The sequence below is a fragment of the Mesorhizobium sp. P171375 genome (assembly GCF_057786075.1).
Genome location: NZ_JBYNWF010000001.1, coordinates 2,161,514 through 2,181,560, shown reverse-complemented (window position 1 = coordinate 2,181,560; position 20,047 = coordinate 2,161,514). Strand labels below are relative to the sequence as shown.

Sequence of the window (20,047 nt, the reverse complement as noted above, 5' to 3'; positions counted from 1 at the left end):
CAAGCCTTCCAACAGTACCAGCCTGATCAATTACGGCGAGAGCTACCGGTCCGGAGATCGCATCAGCGCCTCTGTCGTCAAGAGAGCTGTTCTGCTTGACCCCAGCCATGGAGCTCAACGCCCCGCGTCGGAGCGCTCCCTGCTTCTGAAGGAAGCCACTAGGTCCGCTCGGGCTTGATCGGAGGCTTGGCTGATGGACGTCGTGGTTGCTTCGCTCAGTTGCCGCCCCATGGCGCGGCTTTGCGGATTATCAGTCCTCTGCCTCTTCGCCGGTCTCAACAGCGCTGTGGAATGTTCATTGTTTATGATGACGCCCCCGCTGTTCACGAGGTTGCTCCTGTCAAGTGTACTCGTCAGTCCGTCCTGGGCCTCGCGCTTCTTGCCCAAGTGCCGTTCAAACGGCGCTGGCGCGACTTGTTGAGCTCGAGAGATGGGTCCCTGCTCTCCTGCGTGGCCATGAGCTTGTGCCGCGGTCTGCGCAGCGGCGTCCCCAATGGCACGAGCCTCCATGCCGACTGCGTCTTCCGGACGAGCAGCAAGGGCAATTTCGCGCCCGAGTGCGAACTTCCGGACATGAGTTAGTGCACTGATTTCAGCGGTTTTCATATAGCGCTTGGCATCTTCATCCAGCGACCGCTCGTGAAGCCGATCCGCAATCCCCGGCTTTTTGTTTTCAACCAGGCATTGACTGAAACGTCTAAGAGCAGACCCATAGACCTCAACGGTACGGGGTTTCGGCCCGGTCGGCGCTGCCTCGTACGCTTTGATGAGAGCCGCTGTGTACTCTCTGATGAGCACGGCGTCGGCAGGGTGGGGATTCAGGGCAGGGCGGCCCACCACTGGCGCTCCGCCCGCCCACGTCTTGAGACGACCCAGTGACCCAGCCACGGCCGAGGGGCCGCCACCCCAGATCTCGTACTCCTTGCGATCCCGATCCAGCGACGAATCGTGAAGCCGATCCGCAATCCCCGGCTTGTTATTTTCAACGAGCCAATGACCAAAGCCGAAAAGAATATCTACATGGCGCTTGACCGTGATCTCCCCGACCTTACCGGCATAGAGTGCTGACCTCAGCCCTTCGACAAGGGTCGCATCGTTGGAATAAAGAGGCCCCTTGTCGGGACCGGAGACCACTTTTGGGCGATCTGGCTGCACCGCCGCCGGCACAGAACGAGCATGGTCACGCAACTCGGACGGTGCGGGGGGATTCAGATCAACCACTGACGAATCCGGCGCATCATGATGGCGCGCCGTTGAGTGACCCGGCTGCAGCACCGAGGCACCCAGCATCGACCCACTGCCTCCGGCGTACGGCGCCGCGGCGTGTTCTTGTCCGCTCCCTTGCATCATGGGCTGCGCCTCCCATGGCAATGCACCCACTTGATGGGTGGGGGCCTGCATCAGCACGCGAGCGCCTGAATTGCCGATCTCGCTCAGCTGCGGCTCAGTGGCAACGTCCTGCAGACGACTGTTCAGGGGCCTTTGCCTCTTCGCTGGTCTCAACTCCGCTGTATCATGCTCACGGTTGATGAGGACCTCCTCGCTTGATAGCTGGTTGCTCCTGTCCTGTGCAGCGATCCGCTCGTCCGGCGCGCGCTGGTCGCCGTCGCGCCAGCTCAGGGGACGAAAGGACCCTGCGGGATCCGAGGCTTGGTGATGGGGCCCAGTTGGCACGAAAGACGATGCCAGAACAGCGTCGTCTTCATTAGCTTTCCCAGGGGGGAGATACTCTGGCCAACTGTATTCCTCCTGCGGCCCGCTGCGCTGCGCAGCGGCGTCCCCCTTGCTCTCAAGACTTTGAAATTTAAATGGGTCCCCGGGAGCAACGTCTGGCGCTGACTGGCCGAGCCGCTTGATCTGCTGGTGAAACGTCCCAACGGGGCTTTCCTTAACCGCGTCTCGGGCCTGTCGGTCCATGAGTTCAAAGTTCGTGAGATTATTTGCCGTTCCGAATGTATTGTCACCCCTGAGGCGGGTTTGTAGTGCCTGCCGATTGACGACGAGGTTGTTGAGGTTCAGGTTATCTGGCTGCGATTGCAATCGCCCAACCAGCGCCCGCGTGCCGTCCACCACGTAGACTCCGCAATCCACCACGTTGCTCTGCTGGGCGATGCGGGATACGCCCACGCGGGTCTCCAGGCTGGCGCCCAGATTTTCTGCGAGCTCTTTTGCAAGCGTGTCATTGCATCCGTTGTAGGAGTCATAATGATAGGCAACCGGCCGTTCCCGGTCGCTGCGATCAACGAACAGCAGCGACCAATGGGTGCCGCGCTCCGCAAGAGTCTTACCGCCATCGCTCACTGGCACGAACAGGAAGTCGGCTGTGTCGTTACCGTTCTGATGGACGATGCGCTGGAATGCGCTTAGCATGACGCTCTCGGAGCCCAAGCGCAGATGATAATTGGCTACGAGGGGATCCACGAACCGCGTCCGGGCGGCGAGATCTGGATTGTTCCCCTGCAACTCCTGCTCCAGGAGCTGGTAATCCCTCTGGATATGTTCGTCGCCTAGCCATTCCAATGCGCCGAGCACCCGCCCGTCTTTAGCTTTCCCAGGGGGCCTCTCTGGCCGACCCAATGCCTCCTGCGGCCCGCTGCGCTGCGCAGCGGCGTCCCCAATGGCACGAGCCTCCATGCCGACTGCGTCTTCCGGACGAGCAGCAAGGGCAATTTCGCGCCCGGGTGCGAACTTCCGGAGATGAGCTAGTGCACTGATCCTCCGGTTACCACCGGAGTTCACATAGCGCTTGGCATCTTCATCCAGCGACCCCTCGTGAAGCCGATCCGCAATCCCCGGCTTTTTGTTTTCATGCAGGTATTCACTGAAACGTATAAGAGTAGATCCATAGACCTGAATGGTACCGCGATTCGGCCCGGTCGCAGGCGCTTCTTTGTACTCTTTGATGAGAGCCGCTGTGTAATCTCTGATGAGCGCGGCGTCGGCAGGGTAGGGCTTCCGGACAGGGCGGTCGACCACTGGCGCTCCGCCCGCCAACGTCTTGAGACGACCCAGTGCTCTAGCCACGATCGAGGGGCCACCCCTGCTCTCGTACTCCGAGGGGCCACCCCTGCTCTCGTACTCCTTGCGATCCTGATCCAGCGACGATTCGTCAAGCCGAGCAGCAAATCCCGGCCTGTTATTGTCAAAGAGCCAACGACCAAAGCCGAGAAGAGAATTTACATGGCGCTTGACCGTGCTCTCCTTGACCTTACCCGCGTAAGCTGACCTCAGCCCTTCGACAACGGTCGCATCGTTGGAATAGAGGGGACCCTTGTCGCGACCGGAGACCCCTATTGGAGAATCTGGCTGCACCGCAGCCGGCACAGAACGAGCATGGTCACGCAACTCGGACGGTGCGGGGGGATTCAGATCAACCACTGACGAATCCGGCGCATGATGATGGCGCGCCGTTGAGTGACCCGGCTGCAGCACCGAGGCACCCAGCATCGACCCACTGCCTCCGGCATACGGCGCCGCGGCGTGTTCTTGTCCGCTCCCTTGCATCATGGGCTGCGCTTCCCATGGCAATGCACCCACTTGATGGGTGGGGGCCTGCATCAGCACGCGAGCGCCTGAATTGCCGATCTCGCTCAGCTGCGGCTCAGTGGCAACGTCCTGCAGACGACTGTTCAGGGGCCTTTGCCTCTTCGCTGGTCTCAACTCCGCTGTATCATGCTCACGGTTGATGAGGACCTCCTCGCTTGATAGCTGGTTGCTCCTGTCCTGTGCAGCGATCCGCTCGTCCGGCGCGCGCTGGTCGCCGTCGCGCCAGATCAGGGGACGAAAGGACCCTGCGGGATCCGAGGCTTGGTGATGGGGCCCAGTTGGCACGAAAGACAATGGCAGAACAGCGTCGTCTTCATTAGCTTTCCCAGGGAGCTCGCGCCCGAGTTCGGACTTCCGGAGATGAGCTAGTGCACTGATCCCACCGGAGTTGTTATAGCGCTTGGCATCTTCATCCAGCGACCCCTCGTGAAGCCGAGCCGCAATCCCCGGCTTTTTGTTTTCAACCAGGTATTCACTGAAACGTCTAGGAGCAGATCCATAGGTCTGAATGGTAGCGGGATTCGGCCCGGTCGGCGCTGCCTTGTACTCTTTGATGGGAGCCGCTGTGTAATCTCTGATGAGCGCGGCGTCGGCAGGGTCGGGATTATTCAGGACAGCGGCGCGGTCCAGCACTGGCGCTCCGCCCGCCCACGTCTTGAGATGACCCACTGCTCTAGCCACGTCCGAGGAGCCACTCTTGCTCTCGTACTCCTTGAGATCCGGATCCAGCGACTCCTCGTGAAGCCGAGCAGCAAATCCCGGCCTGTTATTATCAAAGAGCCAACGACCAAAGCCGAGAAGAGAATTTACATGGCGCTTGACCGTGCTCTCCAATGCTGACCTCAGCCCTTCGACAACGGTCGCATCGTTGGAATAAAGAGGACGCTTGTCGGGACCGGAGACCCCTATTGGAGGATCTGGCTGCACCGCCGCCGGCACAGAACGAGCAGGGTCACGCAGCTCGGACGGTGCGGGGGGATTCAGATCAACCACTGACGAATCCGGCGCATCATGATGGCGCGCCGTTGAGTGACCCGGCTGCAGCACCGAGGCACCCAGCATCGACCCACTGCCTCCGGCGTAGGGCGCCGCGGCGTGTTCTTGTCCGCTCCCTTGCATGAGTTGCGCCTCCCATGGCGATCGTAGAAGGTCCGCGTGCGGAATCGAGTCGAAATATCCCGACAAATCAGCGTCGACCATCTGCTTTTGCGACCGAGCCAGCGTTTCGGCCACCGCGGCCTCGCCAACCGCGGAGGGCGTCTCCTCAGCCCTGGCGAACGCTGGCCCGGCAGGCGCCGCCGGCACAGAACGAGCATGGTCACGCAACTCGAACGGTGCGGGGGGATTCAGATCAACCACTGACGAATCGCGCGCCGTTGAGTGACCCGGCTGCAGCACCGAGGCACCCAGCATCGACCCACTGCCTCCGGCGTAGGGCGCCGCGGCGTGTTCTTGTCCGCTCCCTTGCGTCATGAGTTGCGCCTCCCATGGCGATCGTAGAAGGTCCGCGTGCGGAATCGAGTCGAAATATCCCGACAAATCAGCGTCGACCTTCTGCTTTTGCAACCGAGCCCACCTTTCGGCCACCGCGGCCTCGCCAACTGCGGAGGGCGTCTCCCCAGCCCTGGCGAACGCTGGCCCGGCAGGCGCCGCCGGCACAGAACGAGCAGGGTCACGCAACTCGGACGGTGAGGGGGGATTCAGATCAACCACTGACGAATCCGGCGCATGATGATGGCGCGCCGTTGAGTGATCCGGCTGCAGCACCGAGGCACCCAGCATCGACCCACTGCCTCCGGCGTAGGGCGCCGCGGCGTGTTCTTGTCCGCTCCCTTGCACCATGAGTTGCGCCTCCCATGGCGATGTATCCACTTGAGGGCCGGGATCATGCACTGGTTCGTCCATTTGCTTTTGCAACCGAGCCCACCTTTCGGCCACCGCGGCCTCGCCAACCGCGGAGGGCGTCTCCTCAGCCCTGGCGAACGCTGGCCCGGCAGGCGCCGCCGGCACAGAACGAGCATGGTCACGCAACTCGAACGGTGCGAGGGGATTCAGATCAACCACTGACGAATCCGGCGCATCATGATGGCGCGCCCTTGAGTGACCCGGCTGCAGCACCGAGGCACCCAGCATCGACCCACTGCCTCCGGTATGCGGTGCCAGGTGCTCGTCCCCCAGCATCATGGACTGCGCCTCCCATGGCAATGCACCCACTTGATGGGTGGGGGCCTGCATCAGCACGCGAGCGCCTGAATTGCCGATCTCGCTCAGCTGCTTAGCTTTCCCAGGGAGCTTCTCTGGCCGACCCAATGCCTTCTGCGGCCCGCTGTGCTGCGCAGCGGCGTCCCCAATGGCACGAGCCTCCATGCCGACTGCGTCTTCCGGACGAGCAGCAAGGGCAATTTCGCGCCCGAGTGCGGCGTACGGCGGGAACTTCCGGAGATGAGCTAGTGCACTGATCCACCGGTTACCACTGGAGTCCAAATAACGCCTGGCATCTTCATCCAGCGACCCCTCGTAAAGCCGAGCCGCAATCCCCGGCCTGTTGTTTTCATGCAGGTATTGACTGAAACGTCTAAGAGTAGCCGCATAGTCCTGAGTGGTTTTGGGATTCGGCCCGGTCGCAGGCGCTCCCTTGTACTCTTTGATGAGAGCCGCTTTGTACTCTTTGATGAGCACGGCGTCGGCAGGGTCGGGATTCAGGGCAGCGCGGCCCACCATTGGCGCTCCGCCCGCCGACTCTTTGAGACGACCCAGTGCTCTAGCCACGTTCGAGGAGCCACTCTCGCGCTGGTACTCCTTGAGATCCTGATCCAGCAACGGATCGTCAAGCCGAGCAGCAAATCCCGGCTTGTTATTATCAAAGAGCCAACGACCAAAGCCGAGAAGAGAATTTACATGGTCCGTGACCGTGCGCTCCCCGACCTTACCGGCATAGAGTGCTGACCGCAGCCCTTCGACAACGGTCGCATCGTTGGAATAAAGAGGACGCTTGTCGCGACCGGAGACCACTACTGGAGGATCTGGCTGCACCGCCGCCGGCATAGAACGAGCATGGTCACGCAACTCGAACGGTGCGGGGGGATTCAGATCAACCACTGACGAATCCGGCGCATGATGATGGCGTGTTTCCCCGGGAACAACGTCCCGTACGAACACCGAGTCTGGGTTGCCTTGGTCCGGCGCGACTGGAGCCAGGGCTCTGTCGTGCAACGCTCGCGCTGACTGGCCGAGCCGCTTGATCCGCTGGTGAAACGTCCCAACGGGGCTTTCCTTAACCGCGTCTCGCGCCTGTCGGTCCATGAGTTCAAAGTTCGTGAGATAATTTGCCGTTCCAGATGTATCGTCACCCATGAGTCGGGTTTGTAGTGCCTGCCGATTGACGACGAGGTTGTTGAGGTTCAGGTCTGGCAGGTCTGGCTGCCATCTTTGCAATCGCCCAACCAGCGCCCGCGTGCCGTCCACCACGTAGACTCCGCAATCCCACTCGTTGCTCTGCTGGGCGATGCGGGGTAAGTCCACGCGGGTCTCCAGGCTGGCGCCCAGCCTTTCTGCGAGGTGTTTTGCAAGCTTGTCATGCCATCCGCTGACGGAGTCATAATGATAGGCAACCGGCCGTTCCCGGTCGCTGCGATCAACGAACAGCAGCGACCAATGTTTGCCGCGCTCCGCAAGAGTCTTACCGCCATCGCTCACTGGCACGAACAGGAAGTCGGCTGTGTCGTTACCGTTCTGATTATGGACGATGCGCTGGAATGCGCTTAGCTTGTCGCTCTCGGAGCCCAAGCGCAGATGATAATTGGCTACGAGGGGATCCACGAACCGCGTCCGGGCGGCGAGTTCTGGATTGTTCCCCTGCAACTCCTGCTCCAGGAGCTGGTAATCCCTGTGGATATGTTCGTCGCCTAGCAATTGCAATGCGCCGAGCACCCGCCCGCTGGGGTCGCCGAAAACACCAAAAAACCCTTCGACCGCGGGGGACATCCCCTCAGGAAAGAGCTCTGGCGAGGCGGAATTCCCCGCCCGCAAGCTGGGAGGAGCGAATTCCGGTGGCCTCAGTGGCACCTCCTCGCTTGGTAGCAGGTTGCTCCTGTCCTGTGCAGCGATCCGCTCGTCCGGCGCGCGCTGGTCGCCGTCGCGCCAGATCAGGGGACGAAAGGACTCTGCGGGATCCGAGGCTTGGTGATGGTGCCCAGTTGGTACGAAAGACGATGGCAGAACAGCGGCGTCTTCATTAGCTTCCCCAGGGAGCTTCTCTGGCCGACCCAATGCCTTCTGCGGCCCGCTGTGCTGCGCAGCGGCGTCCCCAATGGCACGAGCCTCCATGCCGAGTGCGTCTTCCGGACGAGCAGCAAGGGCAATTTCGCGCCCGAGTGCGGCGGACGGCAGGAACTTCCGGAGTTGAGCTAGTGCAATGATCCTCCGGTCACCACTGGAGGCCTTATAGCGCTTGGCATCTTCATCCAGCGACTCCTCGTGAAGCCGAGCCGCAATCCCCGGCTTGTTGTTTTCAACCAGGTATTCACTGAAACGTCTAAGAGTAGCTCCATAGTCGTGAATGGTTTGGCGATTCGGCCCGGTCGCAGGCGCTCCCTTGTACTCTTTGATGAGAGCCGCTTTGTACTCTTTGATGAGCACGGCGTCGGCAGGGTCGGGATTCAGGACAGCGCGGCCCACCATTGGCACTCCGCCCGCCGACTCTCTGAGACGACGCAGTGCCACAGCCACAGTCGAGGAGCCACCACTGCTCTCGTACTCCTTGAGATCTTCATCCAGCGACTCCTCGTGAAGCCGAGCAGCAAATCCCGGCTTGTTATTTTTAAAGAGCCAACGACCAAAGCCGTAAAGAGAATTTACATGGCGCTTGACCGTTTCCTCCTTGGCCTTACCCGCGTAGAGTGACCTCAGCCCTTCGACAACGGTCGCATCGTTGGAATAAAGAGGACGCTTGCAGCCGCGACCGTCGGAGACCACTACTGGAGGATCTGGCTGCACCGCCGCCGGCACGGGGGAACGAGCATGGTCACGCAACTCGAACGGTGCGGAAGGATTCAGATCACCCACTGACGAATCCGGCGCATGATGATGGCGCGCCGTTGAGTGACCCGGCTGCAGCACCGAGGCACCTAGCATCGACCCACTGCCTCCGGCGTACGGCGCCGCGGCGTGTTCTTGTCCGCTCCCTTGCATCATGGGCTGCGCTTCCCATGGGGCCGCGCCTTCGATGAGGCTCAGGTCTCCGTGAGACGGATGAGGATGGAACGGGTCTGGCAGAGCCGGAACGCCGGGGGCGGGAATTTGGGCAGCGGCTTGGCGCGCCTCGCCCGAGCGCTGCTCAAAGCCCTCTTGCCCGGCCTGTGCCGCTTGCTCTTGAGATGCCGGGGGCTGCACCTGCCGCCAACCTGTTACATTGGATAGGTCAAATTTGTGCCGGTTCACGTTAGCCTCACGTCCACAGATCAGCTGAGCAACCTACTCGGGCATACTTACGAGAAGCTGACGAGGTCCGCGGTCCCGGAGCGGGTAGGCCTAATTTTCTGCGCGCCGATTGCGCTGGCGCGACGTAGCCCGGCCTTTTGCCAGCTCGGCAGCTACGGCTCGCAAAGAGCGTCGTAAGGCTTGCGGAGCCGCCCCTCAGCTCCCGTCGAGGAGCAATCCACAATTCACATATTTGGAGATGGCTCGCTGGTTTACCGGTCTGCGAGCCCTGCAAGCCCATGCTTCAGATGCCGCCCGTGCAGAGGTATTTCATTTCGAGGTAGTCCTCGAGGCAATGGCGGGAACCCTCCCGCCCGATGCCGGACTGCTTCACTCGGCCGAAAGGCGCGGCTTCCGACGACATGCGTCCCGTGTTCATACCACTATGCCATATTCCAAGGCCTCGGCGACACGCCAAACACGCTTCCGTTTGAGGCACAAATGTGGGGGAAGGCCGTAGATCGTGTCGTTGGCCTCATGCACGACCTATCCGCATCGTCGAAGCAATCACAGGCGCCAGCCGCCCGAATGTCTCTTTCTTGCGCGATGGTCATCTCGCTGGAGACAGGACCGATAGTTCGACGTGCCATTCGCGCGATGCGTTTGCCCCCGCATCGATTCTGCGGCCTTTCGCGACGGCATGGGATTCGATTTTGGCCAGAGCCTGCCTGTCGATCAGCGCACCGATCGCCACTCCGGAGCAAAGCCCTCGCCAACGATAAGTGGCGGACTTTCTCCACGAACTCTCGACAAACACCTTCGTGAACGCCTGACTGGACGGGGGTAGCCATGCCGAACAGGTCGCATAACCACGCCATCGTTCGGCGACTGCAGCCGCGAAGCGTCTCGAACACATCGGCTCGATGCGGTTGCGTCCAGAATGCATCAGCGAGCGGCGGGAGTCTTCGCTATATTCGCCCCCGACATCCCGAAGTCCACCAGCTTGCCTGCCAAAAAGGGGTGTTGCATGAATAAACCCGCTTTCGTCGCCGTCAGCCGCGTGCCCAGGAAGGACGACAGTCTCCATAGCAAGAATGCGAGATGATCATCGTATTCAGCGGCAGCGTGCCGGCGAAATTGGGTGTTCGGCAAGCCAAATAGCGCGATGCAGAAGGATGGTGAGGATTTCGCGTCCGCCACTGCGATGCATAGAGCCACCCTTCGCAACCGACCAGCGCAACAAAGCTCGTTATGCGGCGCGTAGGTTCGTAGACGCTTATCCAGTATCGAGATAACAAGGCCGCTGCGCAGGAACGAACTCTGAGAGCGCACCCTGCGAGAGGTTGCGCTTGCTGACGCGGCTGTGGAAGAAGCAGGGGCTCGCGCCGAAGCGCATGATCACCGACTAGCTTCGCTCGTATGGAGCGGCAAAGCGACAGATGATGCCGGACGTCGAGCACCGGTCGCACAAGGGGTTGAACAACAGAGCGGAGAATTCCCATGTGCCGCCGCGAAAACGGGAGCGGATGATGCAGGGGTCCGATCGCCGGGAGGCCTGCAACGCTTCGTCTCGACCTTGTCAGCCCTCCGCAACCTCTTCGTCCCCCGCCCCAAACGTTCTGCTCTCGCCATACATGTTCATCGCTTGCAAGCCACCGCCGAATGGAAGGCCGTGACTGGAACGCCCGCAACGATGGATTGCTAACGGCGAACTCATGCTGGTCGGCAAGGCGATACTGGCTGGAGCATCAACTCGGCCGACGAGAGTGGCCACACCATCCTAGACAGGATCGGCCGATATGCCCGGCATCGCCGCTCTGCAAAAAGCACAGCGGGCATCCAGACGTTGCCGGGTTGACTATGGGTGTCCGAACCGCGAAAAGAGGCCGCTCTTTATGAGTGCCGTGCGCTGGCAGTCTAACCCCAAGCCCCCCGCCCGGGCTGCCGGCGCGCTTCTAGGAACATCGAGGTAGATGACGAGACTCCGAACTACATTTCCAAAGCTATCGGTGGATTCACATTTCAAGCCCAATCGATTTCCTACAGCCAGGCGCGAACGTTCGATTGGAACGTTACGAATTCACATCAAGGTGCACCGCTGTTGCGTCCCGAACAGGTGCGGCTGCTCAATGACGAGTACGAAATCGTTCTCATCAAGGTCTGCCACCATTAAAATTGAGGAAGGTGCGATATTTTTCGGATCGCATTCTGAAACGCATCTTTGAAAGCCAGACAGGCGCCCTCCCGGAGCCGGCGCCCTTGACGGGAGCAGAGGAGGCGCTCTCCGCAGAATCTCAACTCGATGACCCGCTGTGTGAATTGGCGCAGGACTTTGACGATACAGTTTGATGTGAGGCTAGTATGAACCCGCGAAATAGTAATCCATCCCGTGTAACAGCTTTGTCGCAGGTGCAGGACGCCGGCTTGGAAGACGGGCAAGCGGTCCAGGCCCGGCGAGTGGGCTTTGAGCAGCACGTGTCCGAGGCGCTCCGGCCGCTGTTCGATGGTCGAGCTGACGAGCCGCCTACCGGTCCAGAGGAGCTTCTGCGACTGGAACAAGGGTTTCGCGAGGTGCTTCAGCGAGGGCAGGATCATCAAGCCGCCTCGTCTTTTTTCAGCGATCCAAGGATGCCCGCTGGACGGGATGACCCCAAGGGAAGCGTGTCGGACGCTTTCGCAGCAGCCGGCTCTAGGCACGTCGGAGTCGAGGCCGCCGCCCCGCCAGTGTTAGCTGCCAGCCAACAGCAGATCCGGCCCTCGCCAGTTGCGTTTGACCGGCCGGTATCATCCTCGGCTGCTGCAGGCGTGCGCTTGTATGCCCCTTCGATGATCTCTCGGAAGACCAGTTCCGAAAACTGCGATCAGTTGCCCGCCTTGTGCTGCCGCCTCGCCGTCGAGGTCGAAACGCCCGCGAATCAATGGAAGGTCAGCGGGCCATGGGGGCAGAGTGCGACGGCGTCTACACCGCCTATTTGAGGGGAGAGGTACACTTGGCTTTCCTGTTCCAGCAGCATCCGGCCGCACACCGACGCGATGGGGAGCTAGAATTCAAATCGGACCTTCGCAAGGCACGCACCGCGGATCAAACGCCGTTCGTTTGGGAAAAATGGCTCAGTACCGACAAAGCTTCTGTAATGGCCCTAGTGGCCTCGGTTGCGCTCTTGGTCGCGATACAGTGGCGAGACCCCCAGATCAACGAGGCGGTCCTAAGCGAACTGCGGACGATTCAGATCAACTACGCATTGCTCCAGCGAGACGTCGCCCGCGCCGACATGGTATTGGACTTCCGTTCCGTTGCTTCTACCGGGCAAGCATTAAAAAGGAACCTTCAAAACTACCAACGCCTTGTTGAGATTTCGCGCAATGAGAGCTCCGGGGTGCACTCCAGGTTGGTTGCACAGCTCAAAAATTCCCTCGAAAACACAGAAGCTGCCATCTCGGCCTCGGCCGCGCAAAATGAGCTTCTGCAAAGCTCTCTCGTACGCTTTGCTCGCTCGGCTAATCGCCTTCGGGGGGGAGTGTCGAACAGGCCTGAATTTTCCAATCTGATCCTTCAATTTTCGGCCAGACCGGGATTCAGCCTCGCATTACAAATCGATCAGTCTCTCCGCCGACTTCCTCCTAGCCAGGACCAAGTCACGGAGGATGTTGCCCGCGAGGGCCGCGCTATCCTGTCCTCAATGTTGAGGTTGGACCGCGCTGTCAATCGGATCCCATCCTTCGACACGTTCGCCAAGGCTGCCGAATTGGAGCGAGAACATCTGAAAGCCTACAGCTTCGCCAGCGCGCAAGCGCAGCGTACACGACTTTTCTTTGGCTTGGTGTCCATATGCCTCTGCTTGTTTGCGACCATTCGAGCCTCCACGCTGCATGTGCGGACGAACCGGTTGGAAAGGCGGTTAGAGCTTGAAGCGGCGATGAGTGAGATCGAAGCTTGTTTCATCGACAGTCAAGCAACGAAGGCTTCGCGGCGCTTCTCCACCGAAGCAGCGCTTAGACTCATTCAATGCGTTTTCGATGCCGATCAATGCGCGCTTGCTCTGGTGGATCCGAGTATCAGCAGGAATACCGAGTACTTTGTCGCGAACAAGCGCATGCGCGTCTGGAACGCCACGCTAATCCATGAAGTCGTCTCACTTGTACACCCGGAACAGCCAGTGTTTCGCGTCGTTCCGGCGTCGGAAGTGGTTCGGACTGCCGTAGGCACTACCGGTGTTTGTCAAATTGTTGGTTGCAGGGCCTCCGACCAGCAGGCTGCGGTTTGTATCCTTGTTTTTGAAGGAGATCGCTCACCACCATCCACAGACGACCTCCTGGTTCTGGCGAGCGCTACTGTGCGTTTAGGCAACCATCTTGAAATGCAACGTGTACACACGGAACGTAACCTTTTTGAGAGTCGATGGGAGCATGCGGAAAGGCTGACGGCTGTCGGCACAATCGCAAGCGGCGTTACACATGAATTCAATAATGTTCTAGGAGCAATAGTCGGCTACGCAGAGATGGCTAAAGGTCTTGTGCGTCGCCCCTCGAGAATTCGGGGCCACATCGGCCAAATTATCTTGGCCAGCAACCGAGCCAAACTGATTATTGATCAAATTTTGTCACTAAGCCGAAATCGGAAGCGCGTGACGATGCCTTTCGACGTCTCGGAGAGTGTAATGGATCTCGCGCCATTGCTGCGGGTTACACTTCGTGCGGATGTTCAGTTGAACATCAAGATCAACGAGTCGCAAACGGTGATCGAGGGCAGCCCGACCGAGATACAGCAGATCCTTATGAATCTATGCAAGAACGCGTCGGAGGCTCTCTTGAATGAGGGCCGTGTCGAGATTAGCGTTTCTCGCGCTCACGTCTGTCAAACGAAGCCCGTGGCTAAGGGCACCTTGAAACCGGGAGATTACGTTCTCCTCTCCATCAGCGACGATGGCCAAGGAATCGCAAGTTCGGTGCTTCCGCATATCTTTGAGCCCTTTTTTACCACGCGCTCTCGCGTCGGCGGGACCGGACTGGGTCTTGCTGCAGTGGACCGCCATGTGAGCGCGCTCGCAGGATGCCTTGACGTCACCTCGGCTGTTGGCCGAGGTACACGCTTCGATCTCTACTTACCGGCCTGCGCTGAGGAGCAGGTCAGAGCTGATAGCGCTTTCGGCCCATGCGATGGATCACTTGGCAACGGAGAAATCATTGCAGTCGTTGACGCCGATCCAGCAGCGTTGGAGATCTACAAGGATAAGATCGCCGCGCTGGGTTATAAGCCGGTCGGCTTCGCGACCTTCGAGAGTCTTTGCGACTGGATCGAGAGCGGGAAGGCAGCCGACCTCCTAATTTTCGATAAAGCGACTTTCCTCGGGCCAGGACAGCCCGAAGCCGTACGTACCACCCTGATGACGGTGCCCATCATCGTCGTTGGTGGAAGCGACCCCATGCCGATCACATCTGGTAATCAGACCTTCGTCCTTTGGCTAGCCAAACCGGTCTCGTCCAGGACGATGGAGCATGCAATTCGTAGGATGATAATGGCATGATGCCGCCGACGCGCTCAGGATGCCGAGCTACCGAGGCAGTCGGAGGCGGAGCCGGCTGGGATCCAGCAAATACAAGAGCGTCGGACGATCTCTGCGCACCCGGCTCATGGCGAGTTCCCCTCGAACACTGTCGTCGGCTCCGCCCAAGGAAGGGCTCCCCGACCACGGCAAACCTGCCGCCGTGCTCGTGACCGTCAAGGACAAGTCGCCGCGCGATGGGGTCTGCGGGCCTCCATCCTTGACAAGTCACTGCGCGCTGGCGGCGACAGGCAACGGGTAATATAAGGTCGGGACGAGGAGATGGTCGCCAATCGGTCACGCAAGATGGTTGACGAAATGACTCGAGAGCAAAGCTTGACAATCATCGCCCCATTCACGCCAGACTTCTCCTGTGCGTTCATCATCGGCTACGGCTCCTCGCTGCCCCGACAAGGCTATCGCCGCCCGGCCGGGCAAGCGATATCCAAGGTTCCGACGTGTTCCTTTCATGCTAGATTGACCTAGGCCCCGGCAGGGCGGGAGCATGAGGCTGGGTTCTCGGTCGCGGATCTGTGAGGCAAGCACGGGGTAAGCGACGGCTCGACCCACCATTGGGAAGGCCGGCTTCGGCACGGAGGTGCGGCCTCGGCGTTGAGAGGCATCGGATCGGGTGTAGCAGGACTTTCGAACTAACTGCCGACAACACACTGGATAGGCTGTTCTCGTCGTTCGGTCCAGTTCACCAACGCCTATGTCGACATTTTACGGCGCTTCACTACTAACCGGGCACCGCACGATGGCAGCTCGTTCTCTCCGGCAAAAGATACCCCCTGTGTTAGCTTCCGTGTGTCTGCTTGCCCTCACCTGCGGGATACGTAAGGCCATCTCTAAAAGCATCGAATGCGGCAGCAACAGCGCGAATCCCAAAGCGATGCTCCCGCCGTACGCGGACAAGACCGTTTTCGAAGTCCACTATTCCGTCCTTGGCCAGCATCGCCAAACGCTCATCTGAACCGCGAAGACGGATCGGATCAGATCCGTGGGCGACACAGATTGCCGGCACGTCAGCCTCGAAATCGCACATTAATCGCTCGATAATTGCGGCTCGCACGCGGTCGTCGTCTGTGAGGCGATGGCCCTTCGATGTAGCCAGTCGGCCAGCTGCGATGTGCTGGATGTAGGAATCCCGTGTAACTTCGTTTTGAACGTATCCCTGGCCGGTGCGGCCGATAGCCGACGCGCCGAAACCGATCAGGGTTCTGCAGGTGTCAGCCGAGTAGCCCAACGAGTTACGTCGCAGGCGACCTGTTTCCTGTGCCAGCGCGAGCTCGTCGTGCGGAAAGGCGAAATGGTCGAGCCCGATCTGTCGGTAGCCGGCGGCAATCAGCCTCACGGCGACAGCCGCATACTGTTCAGCGCGGGCAGCGCTGTCGGGAAGAAATTCCGCCTCGATGAGGCGCTGGTTCTTTATTTGGGATGGGATATGCGAGTAGCCGAACAAGGCAAGCCGGTCGGGGCGCATGGCGACCGCTGCCCTCGCCGTCTCGACCCACGACACCACCGTTTGACGCGGCAGGCGTCCCATGGTGATAACAAACCACCTTGCCGCTGAGCTCGCCTGTGTCTTTGCGTTATGCCAGTCCGTTCCGCTTAGATGTCTTGGCTGTTCCCGCCGAGACCTCACGCGCACCGTTTTATTCCCACCATCCCTCCCCGTCAGCTCCGCCTGGGAAATTCTGCCAGCTTGCCGGATCCGACGAGATAATGCAGCGCTGGGACGGACTTTGCTCGCCAGCTAGCGACCGTGGTGATCTCTGCCAAAAGGACGAGGCCATGAACGCGATCGGCGCAAACGGTGGCGGTTTGTATAAGCCTTGGGGTGGGAACTGGGCCTTCTATGCTGAGCGCCACATACAAGCTCAACGAGACAACTTCGTTCTACCTTCGGCTCTCCCGGTGACCAGCTCTCAGTAGCGTCGCGGCAAACGTTGCCTATGGGCTTCTTTCCGATTTCACAGCTACGGCGACTCCAAACTCAGCAGTCGGCAAGATGGAAGCTTCCAACGGGAACTGCCCAATGCGAACAAGAAGAGCAGTGTCGGCAGTAATCCTGCGCCTCGAACGCTCATCCTAACGCCGTGAAGCGTTGAGCTCCGAGGTTGAGCAGACCAAGCCCGCAACACGCTCCAAGAGAACGGCGCATAGAAGCCATACGAGATTGCAGCCTAGCCTTCGGGGCCGGACGTTGTTTCATATCAGACCGGTGGGGATGAAGCCTGCCATCCAGCACCCGGTCAGTTTCAGGTCAAACTTGAACTCCCAGTCGGGTCAGAACGCGATCAACTGGCAGTCCGACGCACTTAAAAATGACAAATGGATCGCCTGCTTTTGGGCCATCCATGGGGAATTCGGGCGCGAGAGAACAAGCTCACACAGCATAAGCGAGCCTCCAGGCGAATCTTGCGCTGGCCGAGGCAGAACCATGTTTAAAGCTGCCTGTTTTCCACCTCGAACCTGTCTGAGTCCGGCCGATCGTCATAGATCGGCCAAAGCATCGGCCAGATGGCTCCCTCAATTACGGTTTGTGCATAGTTGTCAGTGCGATAGGCCTGCCGAACATCGGCCATGATCATCATCGGCAGCATCGATTTGTGTCCAAGCCTGGCAGCGGTGGCAGTGCCGAGGCCCGCAAGTCCGCATGCCGACGATCGGCCAGAAGATCGGCCAAACAATCTGGTCAACTGAAAATTTATGTTTATAATCAGGCATTTGGAGGAACCCAAGATCGGCCAATATGGAAGAGAGCGTACAGCGCATCGAACCGGCACGCCTACCCGATGTATCCGAAACTATCTCGGATGCGCTGGTAGAGCTGTCGGCGACGTCGGCTGTTTTGGGCAAAAGCCTGCACTCGCGTACCGCAGCCAACCTCGCCCATCTCGTGCGCATTATGAACACCTACTACAGCAACCTGATCGAAGGCCACGATACGCGCCCGCGCGACATCGAACGGGCGCTGGTCGGAAATTTCGATCGAGACGAGAACCGCCGCAATCTGCAGCTCGAGGCGGCCGCGCACGTTCGCCTGCAAGCCGAGATCGACCGCCTGGCTGCCGATGGGCAGTTGCCGGAACCGGCATCGGTAGGTTTTCTTCGATGGCTGCACGCGGAATTCTATCGCGATGCCGAAGCGCCCATGCTGACCATCAAGGGTGCCGGCCGTGAGTTCGTCACGGCGCCAGGTGAGTGGCGATCGAAGCCAGAGCATGATGTCGCCATCGGCCGGCATGAACCGCCTTCGAGCGATCGCGTCAACGATTTCATGCAATACTTTGCCATGCGTTATCGCTTCGATAAGCTGGGCAAGGCCGGACGCATCCTGACCATTCCTGCCGCGCATCACCGCTTCAACTACATTCACCCGTTTCCGGACGGCAACGGACGCGTCAGCCGATTGATGAGCCACGCCATGGCCCTCAGGCCGGGATCGCCGCGCACGGGCTGTGGTCGATCTCACGAGGCTTGGCACGTGGCGTGAAAAGCCGAACGGATTACAAGAGCATGATGGATCATGCCGATATGCCCCGCCAGGGTGATCTCGACGGACGTGGCAACCTCTCCGAACGCGCACTCGGCGATTTTACCTTATGGTTCCTGCAGGTGTGTATCGATCAGGTGAGCTTCATGACCGGACTGTTCGATCTCGACACGTTGGCCAAGCGGCTGTATCGGCATGTGGAGCGCAGTGGTCTGAAGCCCGAAGCCGGCCGCCTCGTGGAGGAAGCGCTCACGCGCGGTGAGTTTGACCGCGGCGAGGCATCCCGTATTAGCGGACTACCCGAACGTACGGCGCGTCGAGTGTTCAATGACGTAATCGCGCTCGGACTATTGGCGTCGGAAACGCCAAAGGGCCCAGTGTCCCTACGCTTTCCGGCGGACGCTCTGGACGCGCTGTTTCCGGAAGCTTTTTCCGGAAACGTAAGAGCATAGGGCGCTCACGATCTTAGGTCACTTCTCCTCGGAACCGGAAAGATTTTCCACCGGATCACCGGCGGGTTCGTCATTCCGCGTTCTGAGACACGGGAAAAGCCGGCGCACTAGAGCCGAGGCCGCCGATGCAGACATATTTGGTATCGAGGTAATCTTCGATGCCCTGATGTCCGCCTTCCTTGCCGAGGCCGGATTCCTTGACGCCGCCAAACGGTGCCTCCGGCGTGGTGATGAGGCCTTCATTGACCCCGACCATGCCGTATTTCAGTCCTTCCATCACGCGGAAGGCGCGGCCGAGATCACCGGTGTAGAAATAGCAGGCGAGGCCGAACTCAGTGTCGTTGGCGAGCGCGATGGCTTCCTTTTCGGTCTCGAACCTGAACACCGGGGCGATCGGGCCAAAAATCTCTTCCTTCATGAAGCGCATCTTGGGTGTCGCGTTGGCAATGACGGTCGGCTGGAAGAACGAGCCGCCGAGCGCATGGCGTTTGCCGCCGGCGACAACCTTGCCACCCTTGGACGTCGCATCGGCAATCAGCTCTTCGACCTTCTCGACCGCCTTCTCGTCGATCAGCGGCCCCTGCTGCACGCCGTCCTCGAGCCCGGAGCCGACCTTCAGCCCGTTGCTGGCGGCAGCGAGCTTCTCGACGAATTTGTCATAGACGCCAGATTGAACCAGGAAGCGGTTGGTGCAAACGCAGGTCTGACCGGAATTGCGATACTTGGCGGTGATCGCGCCGGCGACGGCACGCTCGAGATCGGCGTCGTCGAAGACGATGAACGGCGCGTTGCCGCCGAGTTCCATCGACACTTTCTTGACGGTGACGGACGACTTCTGAATGAGAAGCTTGCCGACTTCGGTCGATCCGGTGAAGGTGATCTTCGACACCAGCGGATTTGCGCAGATCTCGTCGCCGATCTCGCCGGCGGCGCCGGTCAGGATGTTGACGACGCCCTTGGGAAAGCCGACTTCCTCGGCAAGCGCCCCCCAGGCAAGGCCGGAATACGGCGTCTGCGAGGCCGGCTTGACGACCGCGGTGCAACCGGCGGCAAGTGCGGGACCGAGCTTGCGGGCCAGCATCGAGGACGGGAAATTCCACGGTGTGATCGCGGCGATGACGCCGACCGGCTCCTTGGTCACTAGGATGCGGCGATCCGCCCAGGGTGACGGCACCACGTCGCCATAGGTGCGGCGGCCTTCCTCGGCGAACCAGAGGATATAGGCCGCGGCCGAGCCGATCTCGCCCTTCGATTCGAACAGCGACTTGCCCTGCTCGATGGTCAGCAGTTCGGCCAGCACGTCCTGATTGTCCATCATCGCGTCATGCAGCTTGCGCAGCAGCTTCGAGCGCTCGAGCGCGGTCGTCTTGCGCCAGGTCTTGGAAGCTTCTGCGGCGGCTTCGATGGCGCGGCGGGTTTCGGCTTTGCCCGACTTCGGCACGGTGCCGATCTTGAGGCCGGTGGCCGGATTGTTGACGTCGACCGTCTGGCCGCTATCGGCCTGCACCCACTCGCCGTTTATGAGATTGGCTTGGCGCATGAAATGGCTGGTTTTCTGAAGCATGGTCTGGCCTCCTTTCGGATAAGAC

The 20,047-nt window shown here is 60.1% G+C and carries 6 protein-coding genes and 4 pseudogenes; 5 read left to right on the top strand and 5 right to left on the bottom strand.

The features are described from left to right. Positions 1-114: 114 nt before the first annotated feature. Together ACYHH6_RS10390 and ACYHH6_RS10385 are read right to left on the bottom strand one after the other, a co-directional pair. Positions 115-8,985 carry a Ulp1 family isopeptidase gene (locus ACYHH6_RS10390; protein ID WP_352593570.1) on the bottom strand — a complete coding sequence of 2,957 codons (8,871 nt, stop codon included), beginning with the start codon at positions 8,983-8,985 and terminating at the stop codon, positions 115-117. Positions 8,986-9,268: 283 nt separating this feature from the next. Continuing rightward, positions 9,269-9,803, bottom strand: a pseudogene (locus ACYHH6_RS10385) (aldehyde dehydrogenase family protein); the annotation flags it as partial. Positions 9,804-10,310: 507 nt separating this feature from the next. Between ACYHH6_RS10385 and ACYHH6_RS10380 the strand changes: the two are divergent. The 3 genes and pseudogenes from ACYHH6_RS10380 to ACYHH6_RS10370 form a co-directional block, all read left to right on the top strand. After that, a pseudogene (locus ACYHH6_RS10380) lies at positions 10,311-10,669 on the top strand (DDE-type integrase/transposase/recombinase); the annotation flags it as partial. Positions 10,670-10,936: 267 nt separating this feature from the next. Beyond that, a pseudogene (locus ACYHH6_RS10375) lies at positions 10,937-11,313 on the top strand (type IV secretory system conjugative DNA transfer family protein); the annotation flags it as partial. A gap of 641 nt (positions 11,314-11,954) precedes the next feature. Beyond that, positions 11,955-14,489, top strand: coding sequence for a two-component system VirA-like sensor kinase (locus ACYHH6_RS10370; protein ID WP_352592946.1), 2,535 nt, complete (start codon positions 11,955-11,957; stop codon positions 14,487-14,489). Between the two features lie 814 nt (positions 14,490-15,303). On the opposite strand, the pseudogene ACYHH6_RS10365 reads toward ACYHH6_RS10370, so the two are convergent. After that, positions 15,304-16,044: pseudogene (locus ACYHH6_RS10365) on the bottom strand (oxygen-independent coproporphyrinogen III oxidase); the annotation flags it as partial. A gap of 910 nt (positions 16,045-16,954) precedes the next feature. After that, positions 16,955-17,113, bottom strand: a complete 159-nt coding sequence (locus tag ACYHH6_RS10360) for a hypothetical protein (protein ID WP_352487249.1) — start codon at positions 17,111-17,113, stop codon at positions 16,955-16,957. Between the two features lie 149 nt (positions 17,114-17,262). On the opposite strand from ACYHH6_RS10360, the gene ACYHH6_RS10355 reads away from it, so the two are divergent. Together ACYHH6_RS10355 and ACYHH6_RS10350 are read left to right on the top strand one after the other, a co-directional pair. Beyond that, the gene (locus ACYHH6_RS10355; RefSeq protein WP_352487248.1) at positions 17,263-18,006 is read left to right on the top strand and encodes a Fic family protein; all 744 of its coding nucleotides are present in this window, start codon (positions 17,263-17,265) and stop codon (positions 18,004-18,006) included. A gap of 23 nt (positions 18,007-18,029) precedes the next feature. Then, on the top strand, positions 18,030-18,458 hold the full coding sequence (locus tag ACYHH6_RS10350; protein WP_352487246.1) for a Fic family protein: 429 nt from the start codon (positions 18,030-18,032) through the stop codon (positions 18,456-18,458). Positions 18,459-18,528: 70 nt separating this feature from the next. Here ACYHH6_RS10350 and ACYHH6_RS10345 read toward each other — a convergent pair whose 3' ends face one another. After that, positions 18,529-20,022, bottom strand: coding sequence for an NAD-dependent succinate-semialdehyde dehydrogenase (locus ACYHH6_RS10345; protein WP_352592941.1), 1,494 nt, complete (start codon positions 20,020-20,022; stop codon positions 18,529-18,531). Positions 20,023-20,047 lie beyond the last annotated feature (25 nt).